The sequence below is a fragment of the Streptomyces sp. NPDC088553 genome, from assembly GCF_044752965.1.
GTDB lineage: Bacteria > Actinomycetota > Actinomycetes > Streptomycetales > Streptomycetaceae > Streptomyces.
In genome coordinates, this window is sequence record NZ_JBIVMG010000012.1 from 170443 (window position 1) to 186703 (window position 16261).

General features: G+C 73.2%; 16 protein-coding genes. 7 read left to right on the plus strand and 9 right to left on the minus strand.

Going from position 1 to position 16261, the window contains the following annotated elements:
* Positions 1-115: 115 nt before the first annotated feature.
* Together uvrB and ACIP8Z_RS33015 are read right to left on the minus strand one after the other, a co-directional pair.
* Positions 116-2245 (minus strand): excinuclease ABC subunit UvrB, encoded by a 2130-nt coding sequence (gene uvrB / locus ACIP8Z_RS33010; RefSeq protein ID WP_402089970.1) that lies wholly within the window; start codon positions 2243-2245, stop codon positions 116-118.
* A 63-nt stretch (positions 2246-2308) separates the two neighbouring features.
* Positions 2309-3208: an MHYT domain-containing protein gene (locus ACIP8Z_RS33015; protein WP_319308481.1), complete on the minus strand. Its 900-nt coding sequence runs from the start codon at positions 3206-3208 to the stop codon at positions 2309-2311.
* Between the two features lie 210 nt (positions 3209-3418).
* Here ACIP8Z_RS33015 and ACIP8Z_RS33020 point away from each other — a divergent pair, with 210 nt between their 5' ends.
* Entirely contained in the window at positions 3419-3985 is a 567-nt protein-coding gene (locus ACIP8Z_RS33020) for a methylated-DNA--[protein]-cysteine S-methyltransferase (RefSeq protein ID WP_402089972.1), read from the plus strand.
* 88 nt (positions 3986-4073) lie between these two features.
* The gene (locus ACIP8Z_RS33025; RefSeq protein ID WP_402089974.1) at positions 4074-5372 is read left to right on the plus strand and encodes an MFS transporter; all 1299 of its coding nucleotides are present in this window, start codon (positions 4074-4076) and stop codon (positions 5370-5372) included.
* 16 nt (positions 5373-5388) lie between these two features.
* Here ACIP8Z_RS33025 and ACIP8Z_RS33030 read toward each other — a convergent pair whose 3' ends face one another.
* The 4 genes from ACIP8Z_RS33030 to ACIP8Z_RS33045 form a co-directional block, all read right to left on the minus strand.
* Positions 5389-6384: a TolB family protein gene (locus tag ACIP8Z_RS33030; protein WP_402089976.1), complete on the minus strand. Its 996-nt coding sequence runs from the start codon at positions 6382-6384 to the stop codon at positions 5389-5391.
* A 3-nt stretch (positions 6385-6387) separates the two neighbouring features.
* Positions 6388-7680 (minus strand): MFS transporter, encoded by a 1293-nt coding sequence (locus ACIP8Z_RS33035; RefSeq protein WP_402089978.1) that lies wholly within the window; start codon positions 7678-7680, stop codon positions 6388-6390.
* Entirely contained in the window at positions 7680-9020 is a 1341-nt protein-coding gene (locus ACIP8Z_RS33040; protein WP_402089980.1) for a discoidin domain-containing protein, read from the minus strand. The genes ACIP8Z_RS33035 and ACIP8Z_RS33040 overlap by 1 nt, the downstream gene beginning before the upstream one ends.
* A gap of 296 nt (positions 9021-9316) precedes the next feature.
* A complete protein-coding gene (locus ACIP8Z_RS33045) occupies positions 9317-9673 on the minus strand; it encodes a cupin domain-containing protein (protein ID WP_402089982.1) in 357 nt (118 codons plus the stop codon).
* A gap of 273 nt (positions 9674-9946) precedes the next feature.
* Here ACIP8Z_RS33045 and ACIP8Z_RS33050 point away from each other — a divergent pair, with 273 nt between their 5' ends.
* Both ACIP8Z_RS33050 and ACIP8Z_RS33055 read left to right on the plus strand, forming a co-directional pair.
* Entirely contained in the window at positions 9947-10915 is a 969-nt protein-coding gene (locus tag ACIP8Z_RS33050; RefSeq protein ID WP_402089984.1) for a pseudouridine-5'-phosphate glycosidase, read from the plus strand.
* Positions 10912-11826, plus strand: a complete 915-nt coding sequence (locus ACIP8Z_RS33055) for a carbohydrate kinase family protein (protein ID WP_402089986.1) — start codon at positions 10912-10914, stop codon at positions 11824-11826. Before ACIP8Z_RS33050 ends, ACIP8Z_RS33055 begins: the two co-directional genes overlap by 4 nt.
* 43 nt (positions 11827-11869) lie before the next feature.
* Here the strand turns inward: ACIP8Z_RS33055 and ACIP8Z_RS33060 are convergent, their stop codons facing one another.
* Both ACIP8Z_RS33060 and ACIP8Z_RS33065 read right to left on the minus strand, forming a co-directional pair.
* Positions 11870-12511: a uridine kinase gene (locus tag ACIP8Z_RS33060; protein WP_402090060.1), complete on the minus strand. Its 642-nt coding sequence runs from the start codon at positions 12509-12511 to the stop codon at positions 11870-11872.
* Between the two features lie 5 nt (positions 12512-12516).
* Positions 12517-13026: a hypothetical protein gene (locus ACIP8Z_RS33065; protein WP_402089988.1), complete on the minus strand. Its 510-nt coding sequence runs from the start codon at positions 13024-13026 to the stop codon at positions 12517-12519.
* 43 nt (positions 13027-13069) lie between these two features.
* Between ACIP8Z_RS33065 and ACIP8Z_RS33070 the strand changes: the two genes are divergently transcribed.
* Together ACIP8Z_RS33070 and ACIP8Z_RS33075 are read left to right on the plus strand one after the other, a co-directional pair.
* Positions 13070-13822: an SDR family NAD(P)-dependent oxidoreductase gene (locus ACIP8Z_RS33070; protein WP_402089990.1), complete on the plus strand. Its 753-nt coding sequence runs from the start codon at positions 13070-13072 to the stop codon at positions 13820-13822.
* Positions 13823-13848: 26 nt separating this feature from the next.
* A complete protein-coding gene (locus ACIP8Z_RS33075; RefSeq protein ID WP_402090062.1) occupies positions 13849-14205 on the plus strand; it encodes a MerR family transcriptional regulator in 357 nt (118 codons plus the stop codon).
* Positions 14206-14305: 100 nt separating this feature from the next.
* Here ACIP8Z_RS33075 and ACIP8Z_RS33080 read toward each other — a convergent pair whose 3' ends face one another.
* Entirely contained in the window at positions 14306-14947 is a 642-nt protein-coding gene (locus ACIP8Z_RS33080) for a winged helix-turn-helix transcriptional regulator (protein ID WP_402089992.1), read from the minus strand.
* 91 nt (positions 14948-15038) lie between these two features.
* Between ACIP8Z_RS33080 and ACIP8Z_RS33085 the strand changes: the two genes are divergently transcribed.
* On the plus strand, positions 15039-16250 hold the full coding sequence (locus ACIP8Z_RS33085) for a pyridoxal phosphate-dependent aminotransferase (RefSeq protein ID WP_402089994.1): 1212 nt from the start codon (positions 15039-15041) through the stop codon (positions 16248-16250).
* Positions 16251-16261: the final 11 nt, after the last annotated feature.

Consider the following 16261-nt stretch of genomic DNA (forward strand, 5'->3'; position numbering starts at 1 on the left):
ACATTACGCAGCACCACTGACAGCGCGGAGGTGCGGTCCGGTTTTGTGTCGGTCTTGCAACACACCGGACCGCGCGCCGGACCGCGCACCGGGTCCCCCACCGGACCGCGTCCGGTCAGGCGAGTCCCGCCTCCTTCATCTGGCGCAACTCCTTCTTCAGCTCTCCCACTTCGTCACGGAGGCGGGCGGCCACCTCGAACTGCAGCTCGGCGGCGGCGGCACGCATCCGGTCGGTCATCTCCTCGATGATCGCGGCCAGTTCGGTGGCGGGCCGGTCCCCGAGTTCGACCGTCGAACCGGCCTTGCCCTTGCCCTTGACGCCGTGCGCGGCGAGCGAGGGGACGGGGGCCTTGGCACCCTTGCCCTCCTTGCCCTGGCGGTAGCCGCTGCCGAGGAGTTCCTCGGTGTCGATCTCCTCGCGCGCGATGGTCGCGACGATGTCGTTGATCTTCTTGCGGAGCGGCTGCGGGTCGATGCCGTGCTCCGTGTTGTACGCGATCTGCTTCTCGCGGCGCCGGTTGGTCTCGTCGATGGCCTGCTCCATCGCCGGGGTGATCCGGTCCGCGTACATGTGGACCTGGCCCGAGACGTTGCGCGCGGCGCGGCCGATCGTCTGGATCAGGGAGGTCCCGGAGCGCAGGAAGCCCTGCTTGTCGGCGTCGAGGATGGCGACGAGGGACACCTCGGGGAGGTCGAGGCCCTCGCGGAGGAGATTGATGCCGACGAGGACGTCGTACTCACCGGCGCGCAGTTCGCGCAGCAGCTCGATCCGGCGCAGGGTGTCGACGTCGCTGTGCAGGTAGCGCACCTGGATGCCGAGCTCCAGGAAGTAGTCGGTGAGGTCCTCGGCCATCTTCTTGGTGAGGGTGGTGACGAGGACGCGCTCGTCTCGCTCGGTGCGCAGTCGGATCTCGTGGACCAGGTCGTCGATCTGTCCCTCGGTGGGCTTGACGACGACCTCGGGGTCGACGAGCCCGGTGGGGCGGATGATCTGCTCGACGAAGCCGTCGCCGCGCGAGAGTTCGTACGTGCCGGGGGTCGCGGAGAGGTAGACGGTCTGGCCGATGCGCTCCTGGAACTCCTCCCACTTCAGCGGGCGGTTGTCGAGGGCGGACGGGAGCCGGAAGCCGTGGTCGACCAGGGTCCGCTTGCGGGAGGCGTCGCCCTCGTACATGGCGCCGATCTGCGGCACGGTCACGTGCGACTCGTCGATGACGAGCAGGAAGTCCTCGGGGAAGTAGTCGATGAGGGTGTTGGGCGCGGAGCCGGGGTCCCGGCCGTCGAAGTGCATCGAGTAGTTCTCGATGCCGGAGCAGGATCCGATCTGGCGCATCATCTCCAGGTCGTACGTGGTCCGCATGCGCAGGCGCTGGGACTCCAGGTGCTTGCCCTGCTTGTCGAGCTCGGCGAGGCGGCCCTCCAGCTCGCGCTCGATGTCGTTGACCGCGCGCTCCATGCGCTCGGGGCCGGCGACGTAGTGGCTGGCGGGGAACACGTACAGCTCGCGGTCCTCGCTGATGACCTCGCCGGTGAGCGGGTGGAGGGTGGAGAGGGCCTCGATCTCGTCGCCGAACATCTCGATGCGGACGGCGAGCTCCTCGTAGACCGGGAAGATCTCGATGGTGTCGCCGCGGACGCGGAAGGTGCCGCGGGTGAACGCCAGGTCGTTCCGCGTGTACTGGATGTCGACGAAGCGGCGGAGGAGCTGGTCGCGGTCGAGCTCCTCGCCGACCTTGAGCGGGACCATCCGGTCCACGTACTCCTGGGGCGTGCCGAGGCCGTAGATGCAGGAGACGGAGGCGACCACGATGACGTCCCTGCGGGTGAGCAGGGAGTTCGTCGCGGAGTGGCGGAGCCGCTCCACCTCCTCGTTGATGGAGGAGTCCTTCTCGATGTACGTGTCCGACTGCGGCACGTACGCCTCGGGCTGGTAGTAGTCGTAGTACGAGACGAAGTACTCGACCGCGTTGTTCGGCAGGAGCTCGCGGAACTCGTTCGCCAGCTGGGCGGCCAGGGTCTTGTTCGGCGCCATCACCAGGGTGGGGCGCTGGAGCTTCTCGATCATCCACGCGGTGGTGGCGGACTTTCCGGTGCCGGTGGCACCGAGGAGCACGACGTCCTTCTCGCCCGCGCGGATACGCCGCTCCAGGTCGGCGATGGCCGCGGGCTGGTCGCCGCTGGGCTGGTACTCACTGACGACCTCGAAAGGCGCCACCGAACGTTCGATCTTGGAAACGGGCCGCATGCAACCACCGTACGACCCGGCACTGACACTCGGGTGGTGATCGGCTCGGCGGCGGCCCTCCCGTCACCAGTCCTGGGAGCGGTGGCCGCCCCGCGGGACGCTCCTGCGGGCCCCGCGCCCGGCGGGTCGGGCCGTCCAGTTGGCGGGCTCGCCGTAGGACGGTACGTGGCGCGGGGCGGGCACGCCGGGGCGGTGCGGGGTGCGGGCGGCGGGGCCCTGCCAGTCCGGGTCGCCCATGACGAGCAGCGGGTCGAACATGACGACGACGGCGGCGAGGATGAGGAAGACCGCCGGGCCGATCAGCATCGGCAGCAGCAGCGAGGTGGCGGTGTCGCCGGTGCCCTTGACGGGCTCCGCGCCGTGCAGGTGGACGCTGACCGCCGACATGGCGGTGTAGTGCATACCACTGACGGCGACGCCCATCACCAGGCTCGCACCGAGACTGGCCAGAAATCCATGTACGGAGACGGCCGCCCAGAGGGCCGTCGTGGCCGCCACGACGGCGATGACCACGGACATCGCGACGGTGAGCGTGTCGTACTCGATACGCCCCTGGAGACGCATCCCGGCCATGCCCAGGTAGTGCATGGTGGCCACGCCGAGGCCGGTGATGGTGCCGCCGGTGACCAGGGTGAGGGCGGTCGCCCCGCGGTATCCGACGATGAAGATCCCGATGCCGACCATCAGGACGGCGACGCCCAGGCTGGCGAAGGTGATGGGCAGGTCGTAGTGGATGGGCGCCTGCTGGACCGAGAAGCCCATCATGGCGATGAAGTGCATGGTCCAGATGCCGGTGCCGATCGACGTGGCGCCGAGGGCGAGCCAGCCCGCCTTGAAGCTGTCGCGGTGGCGGAGCGATCTCGTGGTGCAGCGGAGGCCGAGGGCGCCGCCCAGGCACGCCATGAGAAAGGCCGCCACCGGAGTGACGATCCCGTAGCTGAATCCGTCGACCGTGCCCTGCATGAGCGTGTGTCCTCCACCCCTGGTCCCACGTCGTCCGAAAACAGTCGGTACCGCTGGGTAGTACTACCGGGGCGAGATTATGGCGCGCCGGGGGCCACGCGACCACGTGACCGGGGAATTTCCGCTCGTGAGACCTGAGCGAGACCGGTTCGTGATCTTGCGCTCGCGTTCCGGGCCCCGCTGTCGGTGGTGGGTCGTACCGTGGGCGGCATGGACATCGAAGCGGGGCCGGGGGGCGGCGGGCGGGCCGTCCCGGTGGAGTGGACCGTCATGGAGTGCCCCCTCGGGCCGCTCTTCCTCGCCGCGACCGAGCGGGGGCTCGTGCGGGTCGAGTTCCACGCCGACGCGGCGCGGCGGGACCGGATGCCCGACCGGCTGGCGGCGCAGCTCGGCGCGGAGCCGGTGGAGCGCGCCTCGGGGCTGCTCGCGGGCGCGATACGCCGGCTCGACCGGTACTTCGCGGGCGAGCCGGGCGATGTCGACCTGCCCCTGGACTGGAGCCTGACGGCCGGGTTCAACCGGCAGGTGCTGCGCGAGCTGGCGAGCGGTGTGCCGTACGGCACCGTCGTGGGGTACGGGGACCTGGCCAGACGCGTGGGGCAGCCGGGGGCCGCGCAGGCGGTCGGCGCGGCGATGGGCTCCAATCCCCTGCCGGTCGTGGTGCCCTGCCACCGCGTGGTGGAGAGCGACGGCGGTCTCGGCGGTTTCGGGGGCGGTCTGGAGACCAAGCGGCAGCTGCTCGCTCTCGAAGGGGTGCTGCCGACGCCGCTGTTCTGAGGGCCTCTCCCGAGGGCCGGGCCCGGGGCCTCGGCGGCCTCGCCGGGAGGCGTTCCCATCAGGTGGGACGGCTGGCACACTCACGTAAGTGACCCACACCCCCGGCGCCCCTGACGCCACCCTGCCCGGCCACATACCCGGCCCCGCCCCCGTCACCGACGCCGAGCTCCCCGCGCTGCGCCGGCGCGTCCAGGCCGTGCTCCTCGCCACCCAGATCCTCGGGGGCCTCGGCATCGCCACCGGCGTCGCGCTCGCCGCCGTGCTCGCCAGGGACGTCAGCGGTTCCGAGGCGCTGTCCGGTCTCGCGTCGACGGCCACCGTGGCGGGGCCCGCGCTGCTCGCCATGCCGCTGGCGGCCCTGATGGCCTCGCGGGGCCGCCGGGCCGGTCTCGTCCTCGCGTACCTCATCGGCGCGGTCGGCGCGGGCGTCGCCGTGCTCGGGGCGGTCGCCGGGAGCTTCCCCCTGCTGCTGCTCGGCCTCGTCGGCTTCGGCGCCGGGTCCTCGGCCAATCTGGCGGCCCGCTTCGCCGCCGCCGACCTCGCCGAACCGGACCGCAGGGCGCGGGCCATCTCCACCGTGGTGTGGGCGACGACGATCGGGGCGGTCCTCGGCCCGAACATCGCCGCGCCGGCCGGGAAGAGCGTGGCGGGTCTGGGGATACCCGCCACCGCGGGCCCCTTCGTCTGGGCCGCCGGAGTCTTCGTGATCGCTGCGGCCGTGGTGGCCGTGCTGCTGCGCCCCGACCCCCTCCTCACCGCCCGCGCGCTCGACGGGACGGGCGCGGGCGAGGCGCCGGAGGAACGCTCCCTGCGGGCCGGGATGCGGGCCGTACGGGAGTCCCCGAAGGCCCGCCTCGCGGTGGTCACCGTCGCCGGCTCGCACACCGCGATGGTGTCGATCATGTCGATGACCCCGGTGGCCCTCACCCACCACGGGGCGGACATCCGGCTGATCGGGCTCGTCATCAGCGGGCACATCGCCGGCATGTACGCCTTCTCGCCCCTGATGGGCTGGTTGTCCGACCGGCTGGGGAGGCTGTCGGTGATCGGGCTCGCGGTCGGTCTCATCGGCGTGGCGGCGCTCGTCGCGGGCACGGCGGGGCCCAGTCACGGACGTACCGCCCTCGGCCTGTTCCTCCTCGGCCTGGGCTGGTCGGCGGGCCTGGTGTCCGGCTCTGCGCTGCTCACGGACTCGGTGCCGCAGGCCGCGCGGGCGGCGGTCCAGGGGCTCTCCGACTTCATCATGAACACCTCCGCCGGCGTCGGCGGCCTCGCGGCGGGCCTGATCGTGGCGCAGGCCGGCTACGGGCCGCTGAACGCGATCGCCGCCTGTCTGCTGCTGCCGATGGCGGCGCTCGCGATCCGCGGCTCGCTCCGGAAGGCGTGAGGGTCCGCCTGGTCGGTCAGCCCGGCACGGCCGGGGAGGACGCCCCGCTCGCCAGCCGGCGCGGGGTGCCCGTGCCGTCGGCCGGGACCGACCAGACCGCTCCCCCGTAGCCGTACGCGAGGGTGCTCCGGTCCGTCCAGAGCGCCTGGTCGTCGATGCCGCGCCGCTCGGCGACCGCGTGCTCGCGCCCGGTGCCCAGCTCGTACACGTACAGCCGCCACGGCTCGCTCGGGCCGTCGGAGACCCGCTTCTTGAAGGCGAGCCGGGTGCCGTCCGGGGAGAGCGACGGGCATTCGACGTTCTCCCGGAGGGCCTTGGCGGACCAGTTCCGCATGTCGCCCTCGACGAGATGGGTGCGTCCGCCCGTGGAGACGGTCGCGTAGAAGCGGTTGTCGTCGGCTGCGAAGCTGACACCCCAGTAGTTGACGTCGGGGGCGTGGTACCGGCGGCCGCCGAGGGTGAGCGGGATCTGTTCGATGTTCTTCACCAGATAGCCGGTGCGCAGATCGAGGATCGAGGTCCGGGTGGAGAAGGACGAGCGCGCGTAGGAGTCGCCGGTCGCGAACATCGTCCAGGCGAGCATGTTCCCGGAGGCCGAGACCCGGGCCCGGCTGGGGATGCCGGGCAGTGCGATCCGGCGGACCTCGCGCAGCCGCCGGTCGAGGACGAGGACGTACGAACGGGCCGGGACGCCCGGCCTGCGCTGGAGGCAGAGGGCGGTGGGCCCGGCCGCGTGGAAGCGGTCGCAGGAGGGGCCGCCCAGCACCCGGCCGCCGGGCGCTGCCGGGTCCACGCGCGCGACGCGGCCGCTGGCGGTGTCCCGCGCGTAGAGCGCGCCGGTGGCGCGTTCGAGGGTGAAGCCGGGGTCGGCGGTCCCGGCGACCCCGGCCTCACGGCCCGAGGCCGCGCGCAGCGTATAGGCGGTGGCGCCGCCGCCGAGCAACAGAAGGGCGAGTACGAGGATCCACACGCGCGTACGGGTGGACGGCCGGGCGCCGGTCAGGGCGGACATGGGTCAGTCGCTCCTCTCGGAGGGCGCGGAAGGAGTCGCGGGCAGCAGCCGCGCGGCGCAGCACAGGGCCGCCGTGAGGGCGAGCAGCGCCGCGACGAGCGCGGTCTCCGGCCCGCTCGCGGTCCAGACGGCGCCGAACGCTACGGCGGCACCGAGCCGGGCCAGCGCCTGCGCCGTCTGGACCACGGCGAGGCCGCTCGCCTGCCGGCCCTCGGTCAGGAAGGGGCCCGCGAGGGCCATCAGGACGCCGTCGGTGGCGGCGTAGAAGACCCCGAGCAGGAGGAGCACGCCCAGGAGCACCACGGGGTCGGGCAGCGGGGCGAGGAGCAGTCCGTAGGCGAGGAGCAGGGCCCCGTGCCCGTACAGGAGCGGTGCTCGCCGCCCGGCCCGGTCGGCGAGGCGTCCGGCGGGGACGGCGAGCAGCAGATAGACGGCTGCCGCGCCGAGCGGCAGGAACGGGAACCAGGTCGCGTCGAACGCGAGCCGTCGCTGGAGCAGCAGGTAGAGGAAGGCGTCGCCGATGGTGGCGGCGCCGAGGGTTCCGGCGCAGATCACGATCCGTCGGTACTCGGGCGAGCGCGGCCCGCCGAGCAGCCCGCCGAGCAGCCCGCCGAGGAACCCGCCCCGCGCGCGTGCCTCCGCCGGGACGACGGGCGCCTTCTTGTCGCCCCGCGTCCGCCCGGGGACGAGCAGCACCCACAGCAGGACGCCGAACGCCCCGACGCTGAAGCTGACGGCGAAGACGGCGTCGTACGCGTCGGCCGTCGCCCACAGCAGTGCGAAGGCGGCCAGGGGGCCGAGGAGGGCGCCGGTGGTGTCCATGGCCCTGTGCGTGCCGAAGGCGCGGCCCAGGTCCTCGGGCGGGCTGTGCAGGGTGATGAGGGCGTCGCGCGGGGCGGTCCGGACGCCCTTGCCGAGCCGGTCGGCGGTGATCGCGGTCGCGATCCAGCCGGTCGCGCCGCCGGCGAGGAGGAGACCGAGCCGGGAGCAGGCGGACAGGGCGTAGCCGAGCCCGCCGACCTGCTTGTGGCGGCCGCCGCGGTCGGCGGTGGCGCCGCCGAGGAGCCGTACGACCGCGGTGGCCCCGGTCGAGAGGCCGTCGAGCAGCCCGAACTGGAGCGGGGAGAGACCGAGTCCGAGGACCAGGTAGAGCGGCAGGACGGCGGTCACCATCTCCGAGGAGACGTCGGTGACCAGGCTGACCGCGCCGAGCGCGAGGACGGTGCCGGGGACGCGCCGCCGGACCCCCGAGGGGGCGGGCGGCGCGTCGGGGCGACCGGTGGTCGCGAGGTACATCAGTGGCAGGTGTAGGTCGGGCCGGAGTCCTTCACCTGGTTGTCGGTGCCGACGTACTGCCAGGTGTAGGTGGTGTCGGTGAGGTCCAGCTTCAGGACGCCGTACGGACCGCTGATCCGCTTCTGGCTGTTGGGCTGGACGGTCTCGATGTCGTAGGGCTCGGCGCCGCCCATGCCGCCGACGATCTCGACGATGCCGTCGGCGGTGGCCCGCCCGTCGGGGTCCTGCGGGGCGAAGCGCTCGTAGTGGTGGTCGTGGCCGTTGAGCACCAGGTCGGCCTTGGCGTTGTAGAGGATCTTCCAGACCGGCTTGGAGACCGGGTCGTTGCCGTGGCCGCCGGAGGAGTACAGCGGGTGGTGGAAGTAGGCGGCGACGCAGCCCTTGGTGTTCCGTGCGAGGTCGTCCTTGAGCCACTGGATCTGGGCGGCGTCGTCGAAGGAGTTGGAGTCGAGGGCGACGAAGTGCCAGTTGCCCTGGTCGTAGCTGTAGTACGGCTTGCCCTGCGGGTAGGCGATCGAGCCGAAGTAGGACTTGTAGCCGGCGAGCGGGCCGGCCGGGTCGTAGGTCTCGTGGTTGCCGGGCACGGGGCGGGTCTTCGCCTTGAAGGCGCCCCAGGACTTGTCGTAGTAGTTGCGGAAGTCGGAGAGCAGGGCGTCGTCGTACTGGTTGTCGCCCATCGTCAGATAGAAGGACGGCGCGATCCGCTGGGCCAGGGCCGCGGTCTTGGGATGGGCGCAGGAGCTGCTGGAGGCCGTGCACTGGGCGGCGATGTCGCCGGCCGCGACGACGGTGAAGGCACCGGTGGGCGGCTCCGTGGTGCCGGTGGTGCCGTAGACCTCCACCGTGAAGAGCGAGTAGCCGTACGAGGTGCCGCGGGCGGTCCCGTACACACGGAGGTAGCGGCCCTGGCCGGTGAGTCCGGTCCAGTCGTCCGTGGCGCCGTTGCCCGCGGTCTCGTTGGCGAGGCGGGTCCAGGTGGTGCCGTCGGTGGAGATCTCGACGCGGTAGGCCTTGGCGTACGCGGCCTCCCAGACGAGCTTGACGCGGGAGACGGTGGCCGAGGGGCCGAGGTCGACCCGGATCCACTGGGGGTCGACGCCTTCGGCGCTGGCCCAGCGGGTGGTGGAGACGCCGTCGAAGGCCTTCTCCGGGCCGAGGGTGCCGTCCTCGACGGAGGAGGAGGTGGCCGGCCGGCCCTGGGAGATCAGGACGTCGGCGGCGGCTCCGGCCCGGTCCGGGAGGGCGAGCAGGAGCCCGCCGACGAGCAGCAGCACGGCGGCGAGGACGAAGGGGAGTGGGGTGGAGGTGCGGCGGGGTGGGGCGGAGGCGTTCAGGCGCATACCTGGGCTCCCTGGCCTGGGGGGTCGGCGAGAGCTGGACACCGGTGCGGCGCACCACGGACCTGCCGTGCGGCGGCGGGCCGGGGCGCCCGTGCCGTGGGGTACGGGCACGGGCGACCGGCCGGGTGGCGATTCGGGGCGCCACACGGCGGGGGGCGGTGCTCAGCGGCCGGGTCAGAGCTCTCGCTGAGCGCGTCACGCCCCTTGGGGTGGGGCGCCGCGCCAAGCCGCTGCCGGGGATGCTAGCCGATAGGAAGGTTTCCTACCAGACCTCGACCGGGCTTCCCACCGCGACCTCAGAGACTGATGTGGTACGCCTTGCGCAGGGTCTCGTGCACGGTCCAGGTCGTCCGGTCGCCCTCGCGCAGCACACAGGCGTCGCCGGGCCCGATCTCCAGGGTGGCCCCGCCCTCGACGGCGACGGTCGCCCGGCCGGAGACCACCACGAAGAGCTCGTCGGCCTCGGTGTCGGTGACGACGCCGGGCGTGATCTGCCAGATGCCGCGCAGCTGCTTGCCGTCGGCGGACTCCCACAGCACCTTGCCCGTCACCTCGGGCGTACCGGAGACGATCTGGGCGGGGTCGAGCGGCTCCACCTCAAGCTCCGCGTCGGGGATGTGCACGGCGAAGGAGGGCTGGTCATGTGTCGTCATGGGCGGTGACTGTAGCGGGGGTCCAGGGCCGCTCCGAGGCCGGGACCGGCTGGACGGAAGCCCTCCGCTTCACCTCCCACCAGGCGTGATGCCCGGAACCCGACGCGGCGACGAAATCCGCACGACCCCTTCGGCGCAGCGCCCGACGGGTGCCGCGGCCGCCCCGGACGACCCCGCCGGGCGCCCCGTGACGGAATCCGAAGGCGCCCTCACGGTGTGGCCGGAGCTCGCCGGCGAGGTTTGCGGGGCCGGTGGTCGCGCCAGGAATGGGACATGTCCACACAGGTGTCCGAAGAGGTATGCGAGGCGCTCCACGAGGGGCGTCCCGTCGTCGCGCTGGAATCGACGATCATCGCCCACGGCCTGCCGCGCCCGCGGAACCTGGCGGTGGCCCTGGAACTGGAGGAGCTGGTGCGGGCCGGGGGCGCCGTCCCCGCCACGATCGCCGTGGTCGACGGCACGGCCAGGGTCGGCCTGGACCGGGCTGCCCTGACCCGGATCGCCGAGGACCCGGCGGTACGGAAGCTGGGGCACCGCGACCTCGCCCCGGCCCTGGCGACCGGAGCGACCGGGGCGACGACGGTGTCGGCGACGGCCTGGCTCGCGGACGCGGCCGGCATACGCGTGTTCGCGACGGGAGGCCTCGGCGGTGTCCACCGTGAGTGGACCGACACGCAGGACGAGTCCGCCGACCTGCGGCTGCTCGCCCGGGTCGGCACCACCGTGGTGTGCGCCGGGGTCAAGTCGATCCTCGACGTGCCCGCGACGCTCCAGCGCCTGGAGACGCTCGGAGTGACGGTCGTCGGGTACGGAACGGACCGCTTCCCCGGCTTCTACCTCGCCTCCTCGGGCGAGCCGGTCGACTGGACCCTGCGGACCCCGGAGGCGGTGGCCGAGGTGATACGCGCCCAGGACCGGCTCGGCGGGCCCCGGGCGGCGCTGATCGTGGCCAATCCGGTCCCGGAGGCGGAGCAGTTGGACCCCGCGCTGCACGACCGGGTGCTCGCGGGCGGCCTGGCGGCGGCGAAGGAGAAGGGGATCACCGGGCAGGCGGTGACACCGTTCCTGCTCGAATACCTGACGACGCACACGGAGGGGGCGTCCCTGGAGGCCAACCTGGCGGCGGTACGGGGCAATGTGCGGCTCGCGGCGAGGATCGCCGGGGCGTACGGCGCGGGAGCGGCGGCCGGCGCCGAGGCCGGGCGGGACTCCGGGTCCGCGCCCGGCGTGGGCGGCCGGTGAGCAGGGCGGCGGGCGCGCTGCTCGTCGTCGGGGACGTGGTCACGGACGTCGTCGCCCGGCACCGGACCCCGCTGGCGCCCGCGACCGACACGGCGGCGGAGATACGGACCCTGCCGGGCGGCGCCGGAGCCAACGCGGCCTGCTGGGCGGCGCGTTCCGGCTGCCCCGACGTGCGCGTCCTCGGCCGGGTGGGGACGGACGCGGCCGACTGGCACGAGCGGGCGCTCCGGCGCGCGGGCGTGCGTCCCCTGCTCGTCCCGGACGCGGAGGCGGCGACGGCCAGCGTGATCGCGCTCGTGGACTCCTCGGCCGAGCGCACGTTCCTCACCGACAGCGGCGCCGCCCTGCGCCTCTCCCCCGACGACTGGTCGGCGGGTCTGCTCGACGGCGTGGCCCGGCTGCACATCTCCGGCTACATGTTCTTCGCCGCGCCGAGCCGCGAGACGGCCCGGCTGGCGCTGCGGGACGCGCGGGAGGCGGGGGTGCCGGTGAGTGTGGACCCGGCGTCGGCGGGGTTCCTGGCGGAGCTGGGGGTGGACCGGTTCCTGGCGGCGGCCGTCGGCGCGGAGGTCCTGCTGCCCAACGCCGACGAGGCCCGGTCGCTCACCGGGCACGACGAACCGGAGCGGGCGGCGGCCGAGTTGAGCCGCCGGTTCCCGCTGGTCGTGGTCACTCTCGGGGCGGCGGGCGCGCTGGTGGCCGAGGACGGCTCGGTGACCGCGCGGGTGACGGCCCCCGTGGTCCGTCCGGTGGACTCGACGGGCGCGGGCGACGCGTTCACCGGGGCCTTCCTGGCGGCCCGGCTCGCGGGCGCGGACCCCGCGAAGGCCGCGGAGACGGGCTGCCGCGCGGGCGCGGAGGCGGTCACGATGATCGGCGGCAGACCGCCGACGGGCCCACCGGGCGCCTGACACGGGGAGGACCGTGAAGCCCCCCTCGCCCGTCCGACCCTGATCAGGGAGTCTCGCCGAACCCCGTCCAGGCCGGGTGGCGCGGGTCGTCCGCGCGGACGACCACGTCCGCCACGTCGCCGGGACCGACCTCCGTCTCGTACCGGGCGAAGGCCGGCAGCGTCCAGGCCTCCTCGGTGCGTCGGGCGAGAGCGGCGGCCGAGAGCCGCAGATGCACGGTGAGGTCGAAGGGGAACCAGTGGCCGAGCAGGAACGGTCCGTGCAGCACGAGCACCCCGCCCGGCGGCAGCGTCACGTACGGGCTGCGGGTCGCACGGTCCTTCACCGGGTCCCAGAGGTCGGGCAGCACCTTCCCCGTGCCGCCGGGCTCCAGCGGCCCGAAGACCTCCCGCCACAGCGCCCCGTTGTCGGTCCACCCGTCGTAGTACGCGTCCGGGTCCTGCTTCCCGTACTCGTACCGCAGCGACGCGGGCCGCAGGAAGCCGCCGGTCCCCGCGACGAGGACGGAGCGCCCGCGTGTCCGCAAGGCCCCGGCGAGCTGTTCGGCGAGCTCGCCGCCGGGCGCGGCGGGCGGCCCGTCGACGGCGACCTTGAGCCGGCTGCTCCCGTCGGCCGGCGCGGCGCCGTCGAGCCGGCGGGCGAGCGCCTCCGCCAGCCGTTCCCAGGTGATCGCCTCGTATCGCATCCCGCTCATCCCGCTCGCCCCGCGTCTCCCGACCATCCTGCCCGCATGTCCGGCGGCCCGTCGTCGCCGGGGCCGCGGAGCGGTACTCCGAACCGGTCTGCCAGGGCCCGTGCGGTGGCGAGGGGCTCCGCCCAGTCGGCCTGCTGCCACTGGGCCAAGGGGTGCGGCCGGGCCGCCGGGCCGGGGAGGACGGCGCCGAGCAGCAGGATCCAGCCCCAGGTGTCCCCGTCCCAGTCCAGTTCGAGGGCGACGGGCGGACGGGGGAGCTCCGAGGCCCGCCCGGCGAGCGCGTCCACGTCCTGGCACGGGAGCGGTACGAGCCGGTCGGCGAGGATCTCCTCGCGTACGGCACTGAGGACGACGCAGTCGTTCAGGTCCGGCCGGGGCAGGACGCCCGCCTCCCGGATCTCACGGACCGCCATGATCCGTTTCCTCAGGATCACCAGCGCGTCCACCCGTTCGCGGGTCTCCCACGGCAGGGCCAGCCACAGTTCGTGCGCCTTCTCGTACACCACGGCTTGACCTTGTCACTGGCGTCACTGTTTGACCATCGGATTCATGAACACCACCACAGCCACCAGGGTCGTCCTCGTCACCGGTGCGGGCACCGGCATCGGCCGGGCCGCCGCGCGCGCCTTCGCCCGGCAGGGGGCGACGGTCCTCGCCGTCGGCCGCAGGGCCGAGCCGCTGCGGGAGACCGCCGTGGGGCATCCCGGCATCCACCCGCACGTCGCCGACGTCACGGCGGAGGGCGCGGCCGAGGAGATCGTCGACGCCGCCCTGACCGGCCACGGCCGCCTCGACGTGCTCGTCAACAACGCCGGGATCTCCCTCGGCGGCCCGCTCGGCACCCTCGACCGCTCCGTGATCACACCGCTCCTGGAGACCAACCTCGTCGCCCCCGTCCTGCTGACGCAGGCCGCCCTCCCCTCGCTCAGGGAGTCGCGGGGCGTCGTGGTGAACGTGACGACGACGATCGGCCAGCGCGGCTGGCCGGCCAACTCCGTCTACCCGGCGACCAAGAGCGCCCTGGAGACCCTGACCCGCTGCTGGGCGGTGGAGCTCGCACCCGACGGCGTCCGGGTGGTGGCGGTCGCCCCCGGTCCGATCGAGACCCCGATCGCGGACCACATGGGCCTCTCCCCCGAACAGGCGAAGGCCTTGCGGGCCTGGCAGCTCGCGCACGTTCCGCTGGGCCGGATCGGCCGTCCCGAGGAGGTCGCCTGGGCGATCACCTCGCTCGCGGCGCCGGACGCCTCCTTCCTGACCGGCACCGTGCTGCCCGTCGACGGGGGTGCGCTGGTCGCGTGATAGGAGTGGTCGAGGAGGTGGCGTCCTTGCGCATCGGTGAACTGGCCCGGCGGACCGGGGTGTCGCCGCGCGCCCTGCGCCACTACGAGGCGGCGGGATTGATCACGTCGACGCGCGCGGCCAACGGCTACCGGGTGTACGGCGAGGACGCCGTGACGCGCGTGTCGAACATCCGGTACCTCCTGGACGCCGGCCTCACCCTGGACGACGTGTCCGCGTTCCGTTCCTGCCTGGACGGTGACATGCCCTCGGCCCCGCCGTCCGCCCGCGGCCTGGAGATCGCCCGCGAGCGGCTGGCCGTGCTCGACGCGCGGATCGCGGCACAGACCGAGGCCAGGAACCGGCTGGCCCGACGCCTGGGCGTGGTGTCGGACCGGGTCTGACACCCCGGAATGACCGATGCCGGGCACGGGCGGAAGACCGGGCACGGCGGATGCCACGCGATGCTCTGACGCGCGGGGCCGGACTCATCCCCTGGTCCGGCTACGACCGGCCCGCCCGCACGGGTCGTTCCAGCGCCGCCCGCCCCGTCTCGATCGCCTCGGCGAGCGTCGACTCCCCGCCCGCGAGGGCTCGGCAGGTCGCCGCGTCGATCCGCAGCCGGGCGTCGGGCACCTCGGCCGTACCGGCGCCGTACACCCCGTCCCCGTACGACACGGCCCCGTCGCCCCCGACCCGTACGAAGAACTCGCCCTCGTCCAGCGTCACCTGGACGACTCCGGCGCCCAGCTCGGCGAGCGGCCCGAGGAGCGGGATCGCGTACCAGTGGGCGCGGACGGCGTCGGTGGGCCGCGGTTCGCCCAGGTCGGGCGCCCCCCAGGCGGCGAGGGTGCGCAGCACGGGCAGCAGGTCGCGGCCGCGCGGGGTGAGCTCGTAGACGAACGCCGAGGCGGGCGGCGGCAGTCGGCGGCGGGTGACCAGCCCGGCGCCCTCCATGTCCTTGAGGCGGCCGGCGAGCATGTCGGTGCTGACGCCCGGGAGGTCGGCGTGGAGGTCGGTGTAGCGGCGCGGCCCGGCGAGGAGTTCGCGGACGACGAGCAGGGTCCAGCGGTCGCCGACGAGGTCGAGGGCGCGCGCGGCGGCGCAGTGCTGGTCGTAGCTGCGGCGGCGTGGCTGACGTGGCATGCGACGCAGTCTAGACATGTTGTTGGACTTTCCAAGCTCGAACTTGGTAAAACCAAGCAACACTGATTCCGGGGACTTGGGGAGGTCGGACATGGAGTTCCGGCAGTCGAGCAAGCTGAGCGAGGTCTGTTACGAGATCCGGGGCCCGGTCATCGAGCATGCCAACGCGCTGGAGGAGGCGGGCCACAGCGTCCTGCGCCTCAACACCGGCAACCCGGCGCTCTTCGGCTTCGAGGCGCCCGAGGAGATCGTCCAGGACATGATCCGGATGCTCCCCAAGGCCCACGGATACACCGACTCGCGCGGCATCCTCTCCGCCCGCCGCGCCGTCGCCCAGCGCTACCAGTCCATGGGCCTGCCGGACGTGGACGTCGACGACATCTTCCTCGGCAACGGTGTGTCCGAGCTGATCTCGATGGCCGTCCAGGCCCTCCTGGAGGACGGCGACGAGGTCCTGGTACCGGCCCCGGACTACCCGCTGTGGACGGCGGTGGTCACCCTCGCGGGCGGCAAGCCCGTGCACTACCTGTGCGACGAGTCGGCCGACTGGTACCCGGACCTCGACGACATGGCGTCGAAGATCACCGACCGCACCAAGGCCATCGTGGTCATCAACCCCAACAACCCCACGGGCGCCGTCTATCCGAAGGAGATCCTGGAGGGCATCTTCGCGCTCGCCCGGCGCCACGGCCTGATGGTCCTCGCCGACGAGATCTACGACCAGATCGTCTACGACGAGGCCGTCCACCACCCGGCCGCCTCCCTCGCCCCCGACCTGGTCGTCCTCACCTTCGGCGGGCTCTCCAAGACGTACCGGGTGGCGGGATTCCGCTCCGGCTGGCTGGTCGTCACCGGCCCCAAGGAGCACGCCAGGAACTACCTGGAGGGCCTCACCATGCTGGCCTCCATGCGGCTCTGCCCCAACGCGCCGGCCCAGTACGCCATCCAGGCCGCGCTCGGCGGCCGGCAGTCGATCCACGAGCTGACCGCGCCGGGCGGCAGGCTGCGCGAACAGCGCGACCGGGCCTGGGAGAAGCTCAACGAGATCCCCGGCGTCTCCTGTGTGAAGCCGAAGGGCGCTCTGTACGCGTTCCCCCGCCTCGACCCCGCCGTGCACAAGATCCACGACGACGAGAAGTTCGTCCTCGACCTGCTGCTGCGCGAGAAGATCCAGGTCGTCCAGGGCACCGGCTTCAACTGGCCCCGCCCGGACCACTTCCGCATCCTGACCCTGCCGTACGCCGACGACCTCGACGCCGCGATCAGCCGCATCGGCCGCTTTCTGAGCGGCTACCGGCAGTGACGTGACGGCCT